Source organism: Phaeodactylibacter sp. (genome assembly GCF_040219495.1).
In the GTDB taxonomy this organism is placed as follows: Bacteria; Bacteroidota; Bacteroidia; order Chitinophagales; family Saprospiraceae; genus Phaeodactylibacter.
In genome coordinates, this window is record NZ_JAVJSK010000088.1 from 1 (window position 1) to 20,810 (window position 20,810).

The following is a 20,810-nucleotide window of genomic DNA, read 5'->3' on the forward strand; positions in this document are numbered from 1 at the left end:
AGATCAAGACCTGTCCCGCCAAAATAGCGGGAGAACGCCCGGAACCTCGACTTCAGAAAGGGAGCCCTTTAATTCCCTTTCTTCGTGTAGCTACGAAGGTGAGGACGAGATGCAGAGCTGGTGAAAAAGACCATTCAGAGACACACAAAATTTGCGTTAATAAACTCTAATAAAAGATCTCCTTTTTTATACTCTTGTCATTTTGAAATCTGGAATCACTTTCGACTTTGCTGGATTTTTAATGCCATTTGACCAACCGGAACAACCCAGGGCTTCGTAACTGAAAGTGTACATCAATTAACAACTTTTCAGAACGTGCGAAGAATAGTACTTGCCGGGCGGCCTTACCTGCAACGCAAGCGGATTTTTCTTTGCCTTAATACTCACAATGATGAATCTTTTCCGTTTTTCAGTCATTTTTGCGTTCCTGCTATGGAGCGCTGCTGCGACAGCCCAGAGCTTGCTGGGCAGCTTTATGAACGGCAAAGGCAAGGGTACTGTTGCCCTTTCCTATACTGCCGAAAGCTACGACAATGTATTTTTAGTACCTGCCGATGCTGAGGGGGTGCCAGTCTTTAACGAGGTAGAGGTCAACAGTGTTTCTCTCTTCGGTACTTATGGGATCAGCGACCGCCTGGACGTAGTGGCTGCGCTGCCCCACATCAGCGCCACGGGTAATGCTTCCCAGGGCGTACTTGACGAGCTGGGGTTTGAAAACAACCGCAGTGGTATTCAGGACTTATCCCTTTTTGTACGCTACAACCCATTGAGCCTGGATATGGGCGACCATAGCCTGAATTTCATGCTGGGCGGCGGCATCAGCACTCCACTGGGAGGGTATGAAGTAGATGAGGGCCTGCAATCCATACTGGCTATTGGCAACCGGGCAACTAGTTTTAATGGATTGGCCATGGCGCAGTTTCGTACTGCTTCCGGCGTCTTCCTGACCACTCAGGCCGGCTACAGCCTGCGCAGTGGAGAAGTGCCTAACGCAGTCCTGGGAGAAATAAGGGCTGGCTATGCTGGTGCTAAATTCTACGTAGATGCCTGGTACGCCGGACAGGTTTCGACTGGCGGCGTCAATATTTTGGGCGAGGGCTTCAATGGCTTTTTCCCGGCTACGGATGTCAGCTTTTCCCGGGCAGGCATCACGCTTTTCGCCCCAATAGCCAGTGGATTCGGTGTGTCGGTCAGTGCAAGCCGCTACCTTAACGGGCGTAACGTTGGCGAGGCGACCGGGTTCTCCGGTGCAGTAACCTACAGTTTCTAATCCTCACTTCATCCCACTTTTTCATTATTAACACCATATAACTATGTTTATCAACAAATTGATCACTACCGCGATTGCGGCCTTCATACTTATCGGTTTTTCCAGTTGCGAAAAGGACGAGCCTGCTAATCCTTCCATTGCAGCCATTGCAGTAACGAATTCTGATTTCAGCCTGCTCGAAGGTGCCGCTGTTCAGGGCGGGGTGGCCGTCACGCTTTCTAATCCTAACCCCAATGACCTGTCAGGCAGTTATACCGTTTTTGCACCTACTAACGACGCCTTTGGCAGGCTGGGGTTTGCTGCTGAGGCTGACTTCAGGCTGCTGGACAAAGGCTTTTTGACCAATACTTTGCTCTACCATGTTTCTGATGGCGACCTCCCTGGCAGCAGTGTGGAAGAAGACATGATGTCTGGCTCATTGCTGGGACCAGACCGGCGGTTCATCAGCCGTGGCGGAGACCTCTATATCAACGGATCACGTATTTTGGCAACCGATGTCCAGGCTGAAAATGGCACGGTACACGTCATTGACAAGGTGCTCCTGGCCACCGGTGCTGATATTGTGCAATCTGCCATTGCCCTTGCCAGTTCACAGGTTTTCAGGACACAGGAACTTTCCTTTCTGGTGGAGGCGGTTGTCTATGCTGAACTGGCGGAGGCGCTGACCGCTTCGGAAGGCAGCCCATCCTTCACGGTATTTGCCCCTTCTGATGCAGCCTTTCGCCAACTGGGCGAAGACCTGGGCGTGCCACTTGAACAGCCGGAAGATATTCGGAAATTACCAAAGGAAACAGTGACGGCAGTGCTGCTCAATCATGTGGTTGCTGATGGTGGAAAATTCACCCCCGAGATGAATGAGGGCATGGTCAGCCCACTCGGAGGCAGCCCACTAAGCATTGGCGCTTTCAATGATGGTGTACTCACGGTACAGGGCAACGGCAACGCCCAAACGGCCAATATGGTCATCCCGGATGTGCATACGGTCAACGGCGTCGTCCACATGATTGACCGGGTGCTGTTGCCTTAACCTGGTACTGATCTAAAATTTACAGAACCTGTCTGCCCTGCAAGTTTGCCGGGCAGGCAAGTTTTTTTATCGCATAATCTCAAACTCTACTCTCCTGTTCTTTGCTCTGCCAGTTGGAGTCTGATTGTCCGCAACCGGCTGCTCTGCTCCGAAACCTTTCGAAGTGATCCTGCTCTTATCTATCCCATACGCGATGAGGTGCCCGGCGATGAATTTTGCCCGTGTTTTGGACAGTTGTAAATTGGATCGCGCACTGCCCACCGAATCAGTATGGCCATTTATACGGATTTTCACAGATGGGTTTTGTTTGAGATAGGCTGCAAAGTCTGACAGGAGCGTATAAGATTCCTCATCGCTCAGCTCAGTTGTCCCTGTTACGAAGTTGATCTGGCTCAACGGGATAATGCTCCCGACCGGAAGCGGCTTGTTTTTATCAAATGTACCATAGCCTGTCACCGCTTCAACCAATACGTCATCAATAACGTAGTACCCACCCATAATTTCGGCCTTCTGCCCCTCCTCGCAAAACTGGCCGATGTACAGGTATTTATGCTTTTCCTTTGGGGTAAAGTAGCCTGATATCTTCATCCATTCCTGATCAGTGACCATGAGCAGGCTATCTACAGCAACCTGAGGGCTGCCGGATAGCATATCCCCGGTAGCCGTTTTTATGGAAACCGGTGAAAACAGTATCCCAAATTTTGTATTCATCACCTGGTCAATATTCATTTGGGGGTTGATGCAAAAAGCTCTTCGGATCCAAAACGAGGCATAGTAGGTCCTGTTAGGAATCAGTTTTTCTGATAAGGCGATGCCCAGGTACTCCGCCCATTCTGCCTTAGCCTGAATACCCGCCATATTTTTGCCTGAGTGTGGAGCTGCTGGCTTGATGTAACGCTCATAAAAGTCAGGTGTAATCAAATCCGGAGAGGCTGTATTGGGAGTCGTCCAGGCTTCGATTTTACTGGTGAAATCAGTATTGTTCTCAGTGAAGCCATGGATAGTATCTTTAACAGTCTCAAAGCCCGGGTTAGGAACCAAGTTTTGACCGGATGTAATACCGTAGAAGAATAGAGCCGGAAGGATTGTCCATTTCATCTTTAAGGCTTTTGTAAGTGTTATTGAATATCTACTCCCGTAACAAGGCAAAGCAACCAGAACAGATCCCGCGTTGTTAGTTATTTGCATATTCCCTGACATGGTATCGGCGTTATGCGCAGGGTAAGGTCAAGTCATAAAACGAGTCCTGCTGCGAAGTATTTCCCATTATTTTTCCTATTATTCTGAAACGGATTTCTAAACTGCGTTTAGAACCGAGTAATAGTAAACCTGTCCCTCAATGAAAAAGATACTCATCCTGTTCGCTCACCCCAGGTTTGAGCAATCGAGGACCAACAAGGCACTCATTCAAAACATACAAGGCATGGAGGGCGTCACCTTCCACGATCTGTATGAGCGATATCCTGGCTTTCATATTGACATCCCGTATGAAAAGAATTTGCTTGTTCAACACGATGTTGTCGTCTGGCACCATCCGTTCTACTGGTACAGCTGCCCACCCTTGATGAAACAGTGGATTGACCTGGTGCTGGAATACGGCTGGGCATACGGGCCACAGGGCAATGCTCTGGCTGGGAAACAGTGCCTGCAAATTATTACGACAGGAGGTACGGCCAAAGTGTACTGTTCAGAAGGGCGGAACCTCTACTCTATTAATGAATTCCTGCGCCCCTTTGAGCAAACAGCACGTCTCTGCCAGATGAAATATCTTTCGCCTTTTGCGGTAATGGGCACACACCGGCTCAAACCGGAGGACCTGGAGAAGTTTGCCTGGCAGTACCGGCAAGTTATAGACTATCTACAGGAGGGTAAATCCTTACAAAGCTTAAAAAACTGCGTATTCCAAACCGATATTCCTGAACTCAGCAACCTCAATTGATCATGACCGGAAGTATTCTTCTCCAAGCGATTGTCTTTTTGGCCGGAGCGGTCGTTTGTGTGCCAATTGCCAAACGGTTTGGCCTGAGTGCCGTGCTAGGGTACTTACTGGCTGGTATTTTGATCGGCCCTTTCCTGCTGGGCTTTGTGGGCGAGGAAGGAGAAGACATTCTCCACTTTGCCGAATTTGGTGTCGTCATGATGCTCTTCCTGATCGGGCTGGAAATTGAGCCCCGGAACTTTTGGAATATGCGAAAGACCATCATCGGCATGGGCGGCTTGCAGGTCGCTTTGACGATGACCCTTTCGCATTTACTTTTCACTTTAATGGGATATGACTGGCAGGTGGCATTGGCCATCTCCATGGCTGTGGCATTATCCTCTACGGCCATTGTGCTTCAGACTTTGAAGGAAAAAGGCTTGATGAATACCACCTCCGGAACAGCTTCTTTTTCCATTTTGCTGTTTCAGGATATCATTGTCATTTTCATGCTGGGTATGCTGCCGTTATTGTCGACTGCCACCCACAGCGCTGCATCGGATGACCACCATGGCAGTGCTAACTTATTGGAAAATCTGCCTTTAGGCTTACAGACGGTTGCCATTATCGCCTCCGTAGCGCTAGTGGTCCTTGCCGGGCGCTATCTGTTTGTTCCTATGCTCAGGCTCGTTGCCAGGACCGGCGTAAGAGAATTGCTGATCGCCTCTGCTTTTCTCATCGTGCTTACCATTTCCTTTTTAATGGAACTGGCAGGGCTGAGTCCGGCATTAGGCGCTTTCCTGGGCGGCGTTGTTTTGGCCACCAGCGAGTTCAAACACGAACTGGAAAGTACGCTGGAGCCCTTCAAAGATTTGCTGTTGGGGCTGTTCTTTATGGCCATTGGTGCCTCTATCAACTTTGTTGTCATCGGGGAGAATCCGTTGATGATCAGTGGGCTGGTGATCGGGATTATTCTCCTGAAAGCATTGGTACTCTTTATTGTGGGCGCTATTTTCAAATTAAAACTGGACCAGCGGCTGCTGATGACCGTTAGCCTGGCGCAGATTGGTGAATTTGCTTTTGTTTTGTTCTCCTTTGCCTTCCAATTGGAAATCCTGGACAGAGCTGTGACCGATATGATGCTGGTGGTCACCGCTATATCCATGACCCTCACGCCTATTCTTGCGATTCTGAATGAACGCTTTGTCCTGCCCCACTTTGGCACCAAGGAATCAGTCAGCCGGCCTATGGATGAGGTGGAAAAAACCAGCAAGGTTATTCTGGTGGGCTTTGGGCATTTCGGTACCACCGTGGGGCGGTTTCTGAGGGCTTTTGGGGTGGAACCCACCGTCCTTGACTTCGATTCCAACCGGGTAGATTTTTCGAGAAAAATGGGATTCAAAGTATTTTATGGCGATGCGTCACGGATGGACCTCCTGGAATCGGCAGGGATTGCCGAAGCGGATATCCTGATTTCAACGATTGGCAGCCCTGAGGTCACTGCTGATCTGGTAAAACAAGTGAAAGAAAAGTACCCACAAGTCCAACTGATGATACGCGCCAAAAACCGGTATGAAGCCTATGGATTACTGAATATGGGCGTAGAACATATCTATAGGGAAACACTAGACACCTCTGTCAAACTCGCTACTGACGTACTCGGTGCGATGGGCTTCAGAAAGTACACCCTTCACCGGCAGGCACAGCAATTCATTCAATCTGACGAAGCCAGCCTGAGAAGATTAGCAGCGCAGCCCAGAGAGGAAGAGGCCTACATTTTCAAGGCCAGGGAAGAGATTGCCGCCCAGGAAAAACTGCTCGAAGAAGACCGGAAAAGAGGCCTTTTTGAAGATGACCATATGTGGGATAGTGAGCAGATGCGGATGGCGAAGTCGTAGAGGGTGTTTTTTATGCCTGTCGCAGACCCATTATCAGGTCATGAACTTTGAGCTACTACCACTTAGACCATTTCAGTATTTTGGTAAACGGTTCCATGTTTGAACCAGTAGAGGTGGTGTGTGGATGTGAAGGATTCGCTCATTCATTATCAAAATAGCTGTTCACGTATTCAAACGGGATTTTTTCTTGTTCTAGTCGCCAGTTGTTCTCTTTCAGTTTATCGTATAGTTCTTGTTCATTGTTTGTCAAGTTAAGCTTTGTTGAAATTTTTGTTGGTGTCCCGTTATCGTTTTCAAAATACTTATCAAAGGTATGCTTGTCCATCAAAACACTCTTCGAATGAGGAAAGTAGCCTCTGAATTGTGATAGGATTTCAAAGCCTTGAACATCTATATCACCCCAATAGTATAAGTCAATTCCGTTGAACCATTCCACATTTTTCAAATTGAGAACACTGTATCCACTACCAAATATTGCAATCGTATCGTTCATTTTAGGAAGAGTTAGTGTAGTGTAAAGAGTTGTTTTGTTTTCTACAACTAATACTTTTCTTATTGGCAAGTCCATCACTTCAAATTGACTAACTGGAATAGCCAGATCATCTATTCCAGAGAAGAACCTTTGAGTAATCTCTTTGTCAAGCACTTTAAACCGAATTTGTGGTTCAGCATATTTTAAGTTAAATCTTTTCTCAAATACTTTGTCGTCTGCTTTGACATGTTCTGAAATAAGAATATCGAGTAACTCTCTGACTACAGCTTGATTTTTCTCCAAAAACTTTGTGTGAACCTTTATAGGTAATTCTCTTATATACAAGTTTGGTTTGGGATTTTTCTTGAAATACTTACATACTTTCAAAATACTTTCCCATTCGGATTGGTTAGCAATTACCTTCAAGGGATTTTTAATTAACCAATCTTTTAAGTCTGGAAATGTTTCAAGGATGCATTTGATACTCTTGCAGAATAGCTCAACTTCATTTTCTCGACCTAAAAACTTCAAAAAGTCAATTTCGGTTTCAAAATATATTAAGGTTGGTAAGGCTTGAAGACCTAAGGATTTTGTTTTTACATTTTGAAATTCTACTGTGTAACCAAAACCTGTTTTTTCCTTTGATTGACTGATAATCAGCTGTATTTCTTTTTCAAATTGATGGAATGATGTTTTAGTGTATGACTTGTCTCCACGAATTACCAATTTTTCAAAGGGCTTATTGTCAACTAAAGATCGAAGAAAGGAAACATATTTCCTTTCTGCTTTTTTCTTTATTTCCTGAGGTGTAATCATTGCACATAGTTGGATTTTTGTTCCTGAAATTGTTCAATAGGCATATCGTATAACCAAGAATGCCTTTCTTCCTTACGTTCTACAAAGTGAACAAATGAAATATCGTTTTCTACAATGTGTATGTTATCGCTTGGCGTAACCACTAATAATTGTAAATGAAGTTGCTTACAAAGCGTAACTAAATATCTTGCTTTGTCTTCATCCTGTGCCTTGAAGGCTTCGTCAATAGCAATGAATCGGAATGAATTACTTTGTAATCCTTCTTTAGTCAAACCAAATTGATAAGCAATTGCAGAGCCTAAAATTGTATAAGTAAGTTGTGCTTTCTCTCCACCAGAAAGTTGTCCCATTGCCTCATAAGTTTTGAATTTCTGATTAGTTTCTTTGTAAAACTCTTCGGCTTTGTAGTTGAACCACGAACGAACGTCCATAACCTTCTTTCTCCAATCTACATTATCTAACTTTTCTATAAATGGGTGAATGTGATTGTTGAAGTGATACTCTCTTCCTTCAATTGTTTTCTCCATTTGATAAACATTAGGAACGGCTTCTTCCAAAAGTCTTCTAAATTCTTTTATTTCATCATTAATTTTATTCGGTGCAACAAGTTGGATATAGGTCTTAGGGCTGTTTTTAAAATCAATAGCTTTTAACGAATCGTTCAGATGCCTAATGTTTTCCTTTATTGTATCTGACCAGTTTTCAAAGAACATTCTAAAGTCACCAACTTTATTGGTGATGGTTTCCTGCAAATAATCATTAAATTTTTTTTCAAATTTTGGAAGATTATCCTTTTCTAACCTTTCCAAAAACTTTTGGTACTCGCTGATAAATTCTAAGTGAGTTGATTCGGGCAAAGCATTTACATCAGAACGCCAGTCTTTGTATTTGCTGATAATAATTTCAGTCGGCTGTTTAAAGGCATTTATTTTTACGCTGACTTCCCGCTCATTTTGTTGCTTTTGTATGTTTAGCTCTGATATTTCTCTTGAATTTTCGTCTTGAAAATTTTTACGACTTGCTTCAAAATTCACATACTCAATGCTCAACAAATTGGGGTTTTGACTTTCAAACGCTGATGTGTCAATATTTCCGAAAGACTCAAAAATGGCTTTGTTGCTAACTACAGATAAATCAATTTGTTTTTGCCTTTCTTCTGTTTGAAAAATCTCCCTGTCTTTATTTTTAATCTCAACTTCCGAAAGTTGCTTCAACGTATCCTGCACATTTTTCAACTGCTCTTGCAATTTCTTAACTCTGTCATTTGCTTTTTCCAACGCTTCTTTCTGTTCCGTCTTTTCTTGTATATCACGGGCATAAGATTGCCAATCTATATCATCATACTTATCAAACTTTGAAAACAGATATTGGCACTCATCTTTGAATGTTCCTAAATTTGCTATTTCCGATTTTTTACTTGCAATCGCCTTTTTGTTTTCGGTTTGTTGGTTTTGCAGATTGCCCAATTCTTTCTTTAATGCCGCAATTTTCTCTTTATTATCCCAACCCAAAACATAGTTTTCTTTTCTAGAAATATGTGGACGGTCGTCTTTTTCGTGTTTTCCTTTTCTAGATTTTATTAGACCGTTTTGCGTAATTGCCATTTCTGAATGGCGTTCAAATTCTGAAAGATTATCCACACAAGTAAAATTGAATTGAGCTTCCAAATAATTCTCAATCCATTCATCATACTGCGTTTTGGGTTTTATTTCAATTTTATTGACTAAGGAATTTTCGTTTATATCCTTATGTCGAATTCTTTTGAGATAATCCTGTTGTTCGTACTTGTCGTATCGAATTCTACCTCTCAAATTATTGTTATTCACATACTGATTTACTTTTGAATAGTACTTTGATGGAACAATCAAACGCAAAGCAAGATTGTGAAGCACTTTTTCAACAGATAATTCCCACGCTAATTCATCTTCCTTTACTTTAATCAATTCGCCAATAAATGGGATTTCTTCTTTTGTTGCTCCAATGTTTTCAATAAGTTCATCACGAATCCTAGCCTCATTTACAGGAATATTATTTTTGTTTTTTTGAAGCGTTTGAATGGTGTTTACTAATTCGTTGACCGATTCGGTTAGCTCATCTTCTTTATTTTTTAACGCTCGAAGATTTTCACTTTCATCATCAATATTTTGCTGTGTTCTTTGTTTTAACTGTTTCGCCTTTTCACGGTCTTCAATAAAGGTTTCTTTGCTTGGATTAGTATGTAACTTAAGTTTTTGAGCGATGCTGTTATAATCTTCAAGCTTGCCACTTCTTAAAGTTTTACTTTTTTCTAATCTTGAAATTTCTGTTTTCAGTTTTTCAATTTGATTACCAACTTCGTCAGATTTTATCTGAACTGTCAAATCTGTCTCCTGGTTTTTGAAATCAGTTTCTTTCTCTCTTAACTCGGCTAACTCATCATTCAATTTTTGCAGTTCTGCTTTACATTTTTCTAATTCTTTTTCACCCAACTCAGCACCTTTTTGGGCAAACCAATAAACAGCCGTTTCTTTTGAATGCTCCCAATGTTTCAATTTTTCTTGAATTTCCTCCAGTTTGTTAGCAATTTCATTAATTGGTGTAAGCTGTTTGATTTGTTCTTTGGCTTTTTCAATGTTGGTTTTTGCATCCATTAATGTCAGAAAGCTCTCTTTTAATTCAATAAACGCTTCTTCTGAATTTTTACCATTCTCTGTGTATTCTTCCAACATATTAGTCCTGACGAACTCATCTAAATCTTCCAAAACTTTCACCCCGACGACTTGATTGAATAAACTCAATGCCTGTACTGAACGCATTCCGAAGAGATTTGACATTCGTTCTGCATAAGCAGTTGGACCGTCCATAAATTCAATTTTCCGTTTGGACGTATTCGCATTATAGATTTTATCCAACCGCTTTTTCCAATTTCCTTTGCCGTCAAACTGACTGAAATCTTTTTCTATTTCAAGCGGAATATGAGCAATACCGAATTGCCTTCTTAATTCGTTATTAGAAAACCACCGGACTTGAAATAATGTAATTTTCTTTTCATCCGTATTGTTAAAATGAGCAAGGATTACAGAATAATTGCTTTTATCTCGCAATTTTTGTGTGGAAGTAGAAGTTTTTCCTTCTTCTTGGATATTTCCATAATGCCCCAAGACATAAGTTTCTTCAGTGCGATCGCCTTTTTTTTCAACGCCCGAAGATTGATTGTAAAAACGGTCTCTTTTTGCAGGAACTATCAAAGTCAATAAAGCATCAATATAGGTGCTTTTTCCTGAAGCGTTCGCACCCGTTAAAAGAGAATTATTCCCTAGGGGGGCTATTCTGAAAATATTTTTATCAAAGGTTCCCCAGTTATAAACTTCCATATATTGAAGTCTGAAACCCGCTTTATCTGCACTGGTACTAAACAGACTAAACATACTCTTGTAACTTTGTTTTGAATTCTTTTAATATATCAGGCGTTACTTTTTCCTTGATAATCCGGTGTATCTGATATTTGGTTTCGTTATCTTTCTTGCTGATTTCTTTGAGATAGCCTAGTTCAACAACTCTTTTAATGTAGCTGTCCAAATTTTTTTGAAATTTCAGTTTGTTGTAGCCTTCTTGTAAAAAGAGTTCTAATTCATCTTTTATTTCAGTATCCGTAATGAATTTCTCCGCAGCCAACTGGGTGGGGTTACTGTCAAATTCTTCTAAACTTTGCCTCAAAACCACAAGTACAATAGATGTTTCAAAGCCAATTTGTCGTCTTTGAACTAACCCAAGTGTTTTTCCTTCGTTATCTTCAAATTGTTTTACGAAAGCAAAGCCATCGTCTTTTTTTACAATAAGTTCTAATCCAATTTTACTAATATAATCTTGGATGTCGGATTGGTAATTGATTATGTCGTCCCAAACGTTTGAAGAACGTTCGACGACGCCCTTCAGCAACTTTACAATTGCTTTACTGTATGGTGTTGTATTTTGTTCTTCAGTGTTCATTTAGTGAAAATGATTTCAGGGATTCGTATTTGTTTATTGTTTTCAAAATCGAACACGATACTTTGTGTTTTATCCGGACTGATTGTATGTTTAAAATCTTTAAAAATGCCCATATATCCAAATAATTCGGGTAGACCTTTTTCAAGTCCTCCGTAAAATTCAACGATTTCTAAAAGCGTGGTTTGCGGTTTTTCATTCAATATGTCTTTAATTCTTTTTCGCAATAACGCTTTGTCAATGTTTGATTGCGAGAATAGCTTATCCAATTGAGTTGAAGAAGCAATGTCCTCGTCTGCAATTTGTGGTCTACTTTTATATGTAACTTCTTCGTTTTGTTCTGTCGTTAATTTGCGTTCAAATGGAATGTTGATTTCAATTTCAGTTTCTAGTTCAAAAGAAATTTCGGGTTTAATCTTGGCTTTACTTATTTCTACAAGCTGCTTCTTTATTTCTTGAATGACGGCTTTGGTGGCTTCCGATTTTGAACTTTCGCTTTCGCGAATGATACGGCTTAGTTTTTCAGCCATTTTATCGTTAGCCTTGTAAACCTTTTGACCTGAATTGTGAAGATATCTTTTCATCACTTTTAAAAATGGGTCATTTACAGGAATTGATTTTTCTTCTAAAGTCTTATACAATTCCTTGGTTAGAAATTCCCATCTGTTTTGCAATTCAGGGTTTAAAATGAATGACCAAAATGCGTAAAAGCTTTTTCCTTGTTGACTATTTTTCAGTTCATCTAAAGCATCAAAAGTGAATTCCAAAATATCACTTTTGGTCAAACTTCCATCAGCATGTTTTTGATAAATCCCCTTAGTAATTTCTTTGAAATTGTCTTCAACTTCTTTAAAATCAGACAATAATTCTTTGGCTGATTGATTCAGTTGATTGAAACGCGGAACGATTTCAAATTCTTCAAACACTTTTATATCTTCTCCAATATTTATTCTCTGAATTTGCTGTTCAATTTCTAATTTTTTCTCCTCTAACAATTGAATACGTTTTCCAGCGTCTTCATTGGTAAACTCAACCAATTCTTTCAATTGATTGAAAATATTGTTAAATTTTGATTCAGTCCCAACAAACTCTTCCTTCTTCAAACTTGCTAACCAGTCTATAGTTTTGGTCGAATGAGCTGAAAGTTCATAAAAAACCTCTCCTTGTTCATCAGGATAATTGGCTAGAAAGCCTTTGTTTGTCCAAACTTGAATGTATTTTTTCGATTTCTCCTCGTAAGTATCAAAAACGTCGATTTCGCTGTCCTCATCATTCTCGACTTGTTTGTATTCCAGGTAATCCGCTAATCGCATATGAATACTATCTGATGAAATTGTACTTTGTCCACTTGAAAAAGTATCTGTAAGAAACTCAATAATCATTTCTCGATTTCTCAAACGCAGAAGTTCTACACTTGGTGAGATGTTTAGCGATTCTAATATTTTTGAGTTCTCATTCATATACACTCTGTTCTATTCTGGCAAATAACAGACTCCTTTAGTTCTTCAGCATTGGCTTAGCGTATTGGCAAAACCAAATGTACCTGTTGGAGCGTTGGATTCTTTTTGTTTGCAGCACAACCAATGCTAAATTACAGTTTTCACCTCTTTTCTGAAAACTATCAGTTTTCGACTAGAAGACAAAAGTCCCAACACGCTCTTAAATTGCGAAACAGGGACAACAACATCTCAGGGTTTTCCATCCCTTCAAGCCCTCAAGGCATTGCGCACTTTCCTTTGCTCTTCCGCACGTGTCTCTTCATCCCGGAAAATGATGAATCCCTGCTTTTTGATCATCAATTTCCACCACAGTTTTGCATTTATCAAGAGACCCGAGTGTTTTTCCAGACGGTAAGCCAATTCTATATTCGGTTCTTCTTTGTCATTAATGACCCTGCTTAATTTTGTGTAATGGATGGATAGGCCTTCTGCCAAGTCCTTCCGCGGCTTATTTAAACTTCGAATATACTCTTCCAGGTACTTGTCAAAAGAAAATACATCGGTATTGATATAGCGCTCCATTTGAAACCGGAGCCGCATCACATCTGCCAGGATTCGGTCTTGATCCGTCACTTCTCTGAGCCGCTGGAGTCGGATGGCTTTCATTTCTTCTGCCATTTGCTTTTCTTCCTCTGAGGTCAAGTCAGCGGGGACCAACATGGACTCGGCGATTTCCTCGTCGGTGTATTTTTTCTTGAGCCTTTGGTATATTGCTTCGTATTTCATCTGTCGGTGTTTTTGAATCAGGCTTACTGCACCCAAGCTCACTCCTCCCGCTTCAGCCCATACCAATCCACATTCCGCGTCAGGTACATAATCGCAGCGAGGATCAGCAGCAGCCCGAGGCTACCCATCAGCAGCGCATAGTCTTGCAACTGCAGGATGGAGTAGAAAAAGCCATACAGGATAGCCAGGATGCCAAAGACCATGACGGTCAGCTTGCGGTTGCGCAGCATAAAGTAACTGTAAACAGTGATCAGCAGTAAGATGGCGGCACAGGCGATCCAGTAAGCGGTATCAAAGCTGAGGTGCTCGGAGAAGGACAACAGCAGGATGTAAAACAGCACAATGCCCGCTCCCACGAGCAGGTACTGAATGGGATGCAGCCGCTTACGGTTGAGGATTTCGATGAAGAAGAAGGTCAGGAAAGTGAGCAAGATGAAATAGATGGCGTACTTAGCCGACCGCAGGGTCTTCTGGTATTCATCGATGGGCAGGAGGAGTTTCAGTCCGAAGGTGCTGACCGAGCGGCGGACCGGATCGGAGCCGTAGTAGGCATTGTCCTGTACGCTACCCTGCAGGAATGCGCCTACGCCCTGCTGCGGGTAGTTGCGGTTGAGTTGCAGCACCTGCCAGGTGGCGGTAAAACCACTATCGCTGACCACCCGCTCATCGGGCAGGAAGGCACCTTCGAAGCTCGGAGCCGTCCAGTTGGAAGCCAGCTGTACGGTAGTCGTTTTGCCGAAAGGCGTAAAGTGCAGATCGGTACTGCCATTGAGGTTAAGGTCGTAGGCAAAGCTAATGTTGCTGCCGCCCCCCTGAGGCAGGGGAAAAGGCACACTTGCCCCGGAACTGTAGATGTCATTGGTGATCGTCCCAGGACCGAGCTGCAGCGTCGTATCATTGAATTGCACCGCGATGGCCGCCTCCACGCCCTTCATATCGCTGATGCCGATGGTGAATATGGCTTCTTCCCACTGCAGGCTTTCTTCCGGTACCGACAGTGCATCTGCCCGCAAGCCAGAGAAATGGCCCCGGACAGCAAGCTGCGCATTGTACAGCACCACCACATAAATGCCACGATAGCGCTTTTGGGGCAGCAGCTCCCCTTCAAAAGCCACCGTGTCTGGCAGAAAATGGGCATAGCCCCGCTCGGTCACGGGTTTCCCCTCCGAATTGGTCAGCACCCGCTCGTAGGGTACGGAAAGCACCGGGCCAGCTACGGTCTGCGGGCCGCCCCACTTAGCACTGACCTCTTCCACGGCATTATCGCGTATGTTTTCCCGCTCCATAATCAACGAGTTGACCATACTGGCGGGGATCAGCAAAATCAGGACCAGTAGGCCTACGGTGAGCAGCTTGAGGGTGACGGAATTGCGGGCCCAGTTGTTGAGGCGGTCGAAGAAGGAGGGGTTGCTCATGTTTACGGTGTTGGTTTCCTTACTCAAGATAGCATCTATTCTTCTTATGGGATCAGGTTAAGTGACAAATATCCCTGGTTTTCCTTGACATACCCAAAATCAGAGCTCCTTCGCGATTCTATCCGGATCCTCTGCATCGTTACGGATAGTCAGTATGACGACTTCATCCGTTTCGATTCGTATATGATATAGTATCTTGTATTCAAGCGCTTTGGTATACCTGACCTCCTTAGTAGTGGGGCAAAAATAAGTTTTCCAATTGCTCTGATAGCTTTTGCCTTGATAAGTCCCAAAACCCGCCCGATGGTTGGTTTTGTGCCTCCCCAAAGCAAAACCCAATTGGAAAACTTATTTTTCGAGAAGCCCTTATTACTATCGTGGTACTCGTAGAGAGGGTGTATTTCAGGAAGCTTTTCCAGTTTCCGGGTTGCTTCGCTAATGTGCTGCTGTATTTTCTTTGCGTAGCGCTTTCCGTTGATGCGCTCTTCAAAACGATAAGCCTCCCGACGGCGATTTTGGGCATACCGCGTAAATACCACACGATATATTTTACCTACCATGAATCCGCTTCTTTGCTGGATTCATCCAGCGTAACATATCGCCCATTCTCATAATCTTCCATCGCCTTACCTATTTCCTGAGTCATTGCTTCACGGGACAAAGGGCGTAAGTGCTTGGAATAGTCTATTTGCCCTTGGCTTACATCAGTTTGGTCAAGTGCCTGGGGTTGATAAGCCTCAAACAGCCTTTCTGCCATATCAGCCAAAACCCCCAGAAGCTTCTCGTCCGCCTGTTCAATGCGAAGGTGTAAACGTTCTTTTAATTGCTCAGCACTCATGCGTTTCTCATCTTTTGAATCTCATTAAGATAACGATATTACCTCAAAAAGATTTACTAATCCGGGAATATTTCCCAACTGAATTTTTCCTGAGGCACAGATGTAGACGACCTACTTCTTATTCCAAAACCAAACTCACCCCTCCACCAACCCATACGCCAGCCCAATCCGCACCAGCCCGGCCGTATTGCGCGCACCCAGTTTCACCAAAAGATTGCGCCGGTGGGTCTCCACCGTAGCAAACTTGATGGACAGCTCTTCGGCGATTTCGGCGGTGGTGTATTCGTGGATAATCAGTTGCAGGACCTGCCGCTCGCGGCGGGTCAGTACCGGGAGTACCGGGTGGGCTTCTTTTGATGGTGCGGCGCTCAGGCTGTCCATGACCGCTTCTGCTACTTCCGGGCTGTAGTAGCGCTGCCCGGCCCCGACTTTACGGATGGCTTTGAGGAGTTCCTGCGTATCGGCACTTTTGAGCAGGTAGCCGGCGGCGCCTTCGCGGAGCATGGCTTTGACCATACTGGCTTCTTTGAGGGTGGACAAGGCTAAAACAGCAAGGGCCGGGAACCGGTGGTGCAGCGCCCGGCAGGTTTCCAGACCGTTCATGCCTTCCATATTGATGTCCAGCAGCACCACATCGGCTTCGACCTGCTCCAGGAGCTTGAGGGCTTCCTTACCGTCATTGGCGGTGCCGGCGCATTCCAAATCATCGGCTTGCGCGAGGGTGAGTTTCAGCCCGTCTACCACCAGCTGATGGTCGTCTACGATGAGTACCCGGATCATGGTTTCGTTGCTTGGTTGCTCTGCTAAAGTAAGCCTTTTATGCCAATGCTGCCTATGGCTGCGCTTTGATGACTTTAGCTTGATAATACCGCTGCCCATCGGTTAGCCGCAGCAGGTACAAACCGGGTGCCCAACCGGCAGTGGAAAGCTGAGGAGTAACAATTTGCTGGGATACCAGTTGTCCGGCAGCGCTGTAGACTTCAACCCGGGCATCGGTGCTGAGTTGACCGGGCAACTGTAAAAACAGGGTGCTGGTAGTTGGATTAGGGGCGACGTTCAGGTGCTGTGCCGGATAGCTTTCTGGTGCGTTCGTAAGCAATTCTGTTTCCAGACGCTCAATATTGCCAGCTATACCAGCTATCCATAATCTGCTGACCGATTCATTCATGGCAAAATGTACATCATTGATTTCCAGGCTGATTTCGTATAGACTGGACCAGGTTGCCCCCGCATCCGTTGTTTGGTAAACCTTTCCGACTATGGAAGTCCCACCGTAAAGGTACCCCAATGTGTCATTCACAAAACGTACTCCTCTCCAACGGATATTTTGAGAAACCGTACTAGACACCCACGTCAACCCGCCATCTACCGTTTTCCAAAGGTGATCTGACAAATCCCGATTCACAATCCAACCAGTATCCGGACTGGTAAAGGAAACCTCCAGGATATTCAGGCCATCCGGTAAATCAGCGGGGACTTCAGCCCAGCTGGCACCGCCGTCTGTCGATTTTATCAGGGTACTCTGCCCTCCTACTGCGTAGCCGGTTTGTTCGTCAGGAAAGTCGAAGCTGCGCAGGCGCTCTACGCCATCCACGGTCAGCTCTGCCCAGGTTGCACCATTGTCCTCCGTGCGGTAAATGGCGCCCTCTCTCGCAACGACCATAATACTGTTCCCCACTTTTTCCAGGCCATACTCCAGATTTCCCTCTGGGATTTCAAAGAGCTCTTCCCAGGTCGCTCCGCCATCGGTGGTCCGCACAACGTACCGCCTGCCCGACAGCCAAACTTCCTGCTCGGAAATCACCAGAATTTGCTGAAGGCTGTTTTCTGTGGTAAAGCCCTGTAGGCTTAACGCTTCCCAGTTCTCCCCTCCATCGGTGGTCTTCAGCACCGAACTTCCGCCAACGGCCCAGCCATAGTCAATATCCCAAAATGCGATTTCCTGTAAACTGACCCGGAGGCCCGGGACCAGGTTTTGATAGGCATCACCCGGCTCCGGCGAATAGTAAACGGAGCGATAGTTACTGCCAATCCATGCCCGGCCATCCGGAAGGGCGTACAATCCATTATTGATGCTCCCGGTTAATGTCCTCGACCAGGTCTGCCCGCCATCTGTGGACTGATAAATGCCCGTGTCAAAAGAGGTGGCAACGATAGACTGCCCGGCTTCATCTATGAACATCATATCATCCGTGTAATTGCCAAAGGCATTATCGGCGATTTTTTCCCAGGTGAAGCCGCCGTCTGAGGACCGGTAGAAGTCTTCCCGGAGTGAGGCGTAGCCATTGAGCTCGTCAATAAAGAGCGGCTCTACATATTCTTCCAGCCCCTCGGCAACCATCACCTGCGCCCAGGTTTGACCACCGTCCTGCGTGATGAACAGCTGCCCGTCCCGGTTGCCGACCCAGCCGTGGTTGCTATTAAGGAAAAAGATGTTGGAAATAAAGCCGACATTTTCAGGGGTAATGTCGGTCCAGTCCCCGCCTCCATCCGCGGTTTTGAGCAGGGTCACATAGTTGGCCACAAACAGGTCATCCGGCTGCAGCACATGCATAAAAAAGGTACTGCCAACGCCCTCCGGATCAGGCAGCTTTTCCCAACTTTGCCCTTCATCGGCAGAGCGCCAAAGGTCGTTGCCTGCAATCCAGGTGGTGTAGGTGCCATCGCCATTGGGCACGCAGGCGGCTTCCCGCTGTGTTCCTATGAAGTTTTCGCTAATGTAATCCCAGGTCTCCCCAAAATCCTGGGTTTCCATAGCCAAACCCTCTTCTCCGACCATGACACCAAAGCCACCGGGGCTCATGGCTACATCCAGTACATCGCGGAGATCTTCAAAGGGGTGCTGCCTCACCCATTCCTGGGCAAAGAGGGGGATTAAGTTCAAGAATAAAACGAAGGTAATCAGGCGCTGTCGCATAGCATTTGGTTTTTTCCAAATGTCCGAACATTACTTCGGGCCTGTTTCATGGTTTTCTGCGGGAAAGCTTCTACCGGAATTCTAGTAGAAAAGCGTCAGAGCGGTATTGCAATACTCACGCTCGTTCCTTGTCCCGGTGCGGTATCAATATCCAAATCGCCCTTTAGGTAGTCCACCCGGGAGGCTACGCTGCTCATCCCCAGGGAAGCTTGTTGCCTGGCTTGCTCCAGATCAAAACCCCGTCCATCGTCCTCAACGGTAAGGAAGAGGGTTCCGTCTCTTTGCAACATCAGTACCTGATCGGCCTGTGCATGCTTGACGATGTTATTGGTGAGCTCCTGCACGATCCGGAACAGGGTCACCGCGACTTCCTCCGGCAGGCGCCCTTTGAGCCCGATAGTCTGAAACTGGCAACGGAGCCCCTGGGCTTCCAGTTGAGCAGCAAGATCCTCTATTGCGCCTTCCAACCCCAGTAAGGTAAGAGACCGCGGCATAAGGTTCTGCGCAATTCTCCGAAGCTCCTGACTGGCATTGGCTGAAATAGAAACAGTACGCTGCGCCAAGCCATCGTCATGAGCCGTGGCCCTCCGGGCAAGCTCGGATACGTGCCGCTGTATAGCCGTGATCATACCGCCCAGGCTGTCGTGCAGGTCGTTGGCGATCCGGTAACGCTCCTGTTCCTGCCCCTGAATCATAGACTGCATAGCCGAAAGGCGGTTTTCCTGTTCCAGTTGCAAAATGCGTTGCTCCTGAAGGGCTTGTTCCTGCTGTGCCATGCGCCGGTTGGCAAGGAGCCGCTGCCGCAGCCCCAGGAAAATCAGCACGGCCAGGATGGCGAGCAACAGTGCTGCAATGAACAGGGCGTTGCGCTCCTGGGTTTTCTGTTTCAGTTCCAAATCTTTGATTTGCAGCGCCTGCTCCTTTTTTTCGGTTTCGGCTTTGACCCGCAGCGCATTCAGGTTTTGCTCTACGGTGACGTTGGTCAGGCTGTCCTCCAATGCTTCATAAGCTTCGAGATAAGCAAGGGCCTCCACTGTCGCCCCGCGTTCTTTCTTCCACTGATAGAGCATGTTCAGGGCACGGCCCCGGCGGTAGGGCACATGAGCTTCCCGGTAATAACCGAGCGCCTGCTGCATCGCCTGTTCGGCAGCCCCCCCGATTGCCCTGCTTGTAGTACAGCTTGGCCAGGTCTTCGTAGCACCAGCCGGCACGGTAAGGAATACCGGATTGCTCAAAGTATTGTATGGCCTTTTTCAACTGGGCTTCCACTGCGGCTTCTTCCTGCGTAGCAAACATGTAAAGGGCAATATGTGCCGGTTGCTGCATGAGGGCTTCGTCGGGCTTTTGCTCCCGCTTGTAGTCATCCCAAAGCTGCTGGAATTCCCCCATTTTCTCAAACTGGCCGGTTTGGAAATAGTATTGCAGCAACTGAAAGAGCAGGTACCCCCGGTCTGAGCGTATGGGGCTGCCCTGCACTTGCTGATGCGCGAGGGTGGCATAGCGGTTGGCCTGAGCGGTATCCTGTTTTTCGCTGAAGAGTTGAAAAAGGCCAAGGTAGGCTTTCCATAGTTCTGCCGGGCTGCCCGCCTCCTGAAAAGCAGCTTCCGCCTTGTTCCAGTAAAAATAGGCACTGTCGGGCTTCGACAGGCGTTGATGAGAGAGAGCCAGGTTAGTGTACACGCTGCCCGTGAGTTCCGTTAGGCCGGCTTGTTCCCCAAGGGCCGCTGCCCGATAATAATAGGCTAAAGCTTTCTGATATTGGCTTTTCTTATGGTACCAGCGCCCAATGATGATGGTAGACGCTACTTCAGGGGCAGGCAATTTTAAGGCTCCGGCTACCTCGATGGCACGCTGACAGTAGACAACCGTACTATCCGCCCCCTCTTCACTATAAATCCGGCACAAAGCACCCAGCACAGGCAGTTGTGCAGCTTCATCTTTTGCATTCGCCAGTTCAGCCTGAAGACTGTCGGTCAGGGAAGAACGGGCAGACAGAGCAACATGGGCAGATAGGCTCAACAGCAGCAATAAAAGGCGCCACATAGTTT

17 protein-coding genes are annotated in these 20,810 nt (G+C 45.6%); 4 read left to right on the forward strand and 13 right to left on the reverse strand.

The features are described from left to right. The first annotated feature begins 388 nt into the window (after positions 1-388). The gene (locus tag RIC19_RS13320; protein WP_350178822.1) at positions 389-1,270 is read left to right on the forward strand and encodes a hypothetical protein; all 882 of its coding nucleotides are present in this window, start codon (positions 389-391) and stop codon (positions 1,268-1,270) included. Between the two features lie 43 nt (positions 1,271-1,313). Next, positions 1,314-2,297, forward strand: a complete 984-nt coding sequence (locus tag RIC19_RS13325; protein WP_350178823.1) for a fasciclin domain-containing protein — start codon at positions 1,314-1,316, stop codon at positions 2,295-2,297. 66 nt (positions 2,298-2,363) lie between these two features. On the opposite strand, the gene RIC19_RS13330 is transcribed toward RIC19_RS13325, so the two are convergent. Further along, on the reverse strand, positions 2,364-3,395 hold the full coding sequence (locus RIC19_RS13330) for an OmpA family protein (protein WP_350178824.1): 1,032 nt from the start codon (positions 3,393-3,395) through the stop codon (positions 2,364-2,366). Positions 3,396-3,636: 241 nt separating this feature from the next. On the opposite strand from RIC19_RS13330, the gene RIC19_RS13335 reads away from it, so the two are divergent. Continuing rightward, positions 3,637-4,236, forward strand: coding sequence for an NAD(P)H-dependent oxidoreductase (locus RIC19_RS13335; protein WP_350178825.1), 600 nt, complete (start codon positions 3,637-3,639; stop codon positions 4,234-4,236). A 2-nt stretch (positions 4,237-4,238) separates the two neighbouring features. Continuing rightward, positions 4,239-6,113, forward strand: coding sequence for a monovalent cation:proton antiporter-2 (CPA2) family protein (locus tag RIC19_RS13340; RefSeq protein ID WP_350178826.1), 1,875 nt, complete (start codon positions 4,239-4,241; stop codon positions 6,111-6,113). 139 nt (positions 6,114-6,252) lie between these two features. Here the strand turns inward: RIC19_RS13340 and RIC19_RS13345 are convergent, their stop codons facing one another. The 12 genes from RIC19_RS13345 to RIC19_RS13400 form a co-directional block, all read right to left on the reverse strand. After that, positions 6,253-7,401, reverse strand: a complete 1,149-nt coding sequence (locus tag RIC19_RS13345) for a Wadjet anti-phage system protein JetD domain-containing protein (protein WP_350178827.1) — start codon at positions 7,399-7,401, stop codon at positions 6,253-6,255. Then, on the reverse strand, positions 7,398-10,808 hold the full coding sequence (locus tag RIC19_RS13350; RefSeq protein WP_350178828.1) for an ATP-binding protein: 3,411 nt from the start codon (positions 10,806-10,808) through the stop codon (positions 7,398-7,400). The genes RIC19_RS13345 and RIC19_RS13350 overlap by 4 nt, the downstream gene beginning before the upstream one ends. Then, positions 10,801-11,370 carry a DUF4194 domain-containing protein gene (locus RIC19_RS13355; RefSeq protein ID WP_350178829.1) on the reverse strand — a complete coding sequence of 190 codons (570 nt, stop codon included), beginning with the start codon at positions 11,368-11,370 and terminating at the stop codon, positions 10,801-10,803. The genes RIC19_RS13350 and RIC19_RS13355 overlap by 8 nt, the downstream gene beginning before the upstream one ends. Next, positions 11,367-12,827: a DUF3375 domain-containing protein gene (locus RIC19_RS13360; RefSeq protein ID WP_350178830.1), complete on the reverse strand. Its 1,461-nt coding sequence runs from the start codon at positions 12,825-12,827 to the stop codon at positions 11,367-11,369. The genes RIC19_RS13355 and RIC19_RS13360 overlap by 4 nt, the downstream gene beginning before the upstream one ends. A gap of 246 nt (positions 12,828-13,073) precedes the next feature. Continuing rightward, positions 13,074-13,592: a hypothetical protein gene (locus RIC19_RS13365; protein WP_350178832.1), complete on the reverse strand. Its 519-nt coding sequence runs from the start codon at positions 13,590-13,592 to the stop codon at positions 13,074-13,076. Positions 13,593-13,630: 38 nt separating this feature from the next. Beyond that, positions 13,631-15,007 carry a cell envelope integrity protein CreD gene (gene creD / locus RIC19_RS13370; protein ID WP_350178833.1) on the reverse strand — a complete coding sequence of 459 codons (1,377 nt, stop codon included), beginning with the start codon at positions 15,005-15,007 and terminating at the stop codon, positions 13,631-13,633. A gap of 149 nt (positions 15,008-15,156) precedes the next feature. Continuing rightward, positions 15,157-15,567 carry a hypothetical protein gene (locus RIC19_RS13375; RefSeq protein ID WP_350178834.1) on the reverse strand — a complete coding sequence of 137 codons (411 nt, stop codon included), beginning with the start codon at positions 15,565-15,567 and terminating at the stop codon, positions 15,157-15,159. Continuing rightward, complete coding sequence (locus RIC19_RS13380) at positions 15,561-15,845, reverse strand: hypothetical protein (protein ID WP_350178835.1); 285 nt, start codon at positions 15,843-15,845, stop codon at positions 15,561-15,563. The genes RIC19_RS13375 and RIC19_RS13380 overlap by 7 nt, the downstream gene beginning before the upstream one ends. A 135-nt stretch (positions 15,846-15,980) precedes the next feature. Continuing rightward, on the reverse strand, positions 15,981-16,625 hold the full coding sequence (locus RIC19_RS13385) for a response regulator (RefSeq protein WP_350178836.1): 645 nt from the start codon (positions 16,623-16,625) through the stop codon (positions 15,981-15,983). Positions 16,626-16,677: 52 nt separating this feature from the next. Further along, entirely contained in the window at positions 16,678-18,762 is a 2,085-nt protein-coding gene (locus RIC19_RS13390; protein WP_350178837.1) for a YCF48-related protein, read from the reverse strand. A 95-nt stretch (positions 18,763-18,857) separates the two neighbouring features. Next, a complete protein-coding gene (locus RIC19_RS13395) occupies positions 18,858-19,832 on the reverse strand; it encodes a sensor histidine kinase (protein WP_350178844.1) in 975 nt (324 codons plus the stop codon). Beyond that, entirely contained in the window at positions 19,765-20,805 is a 1,041-nt protein-coding gene (locus RIC19_RS13400; protein ID WP_350178838.1) for a hypothetical protein, read from the reverse strand. Before RIC19_RS13400 ends, RIC19_RS13395 begins: the two co-directional genes overlap by 68 nt. Between the last annotated feature and the right edge of the window lie 5 nt (positions 20,806-20,810).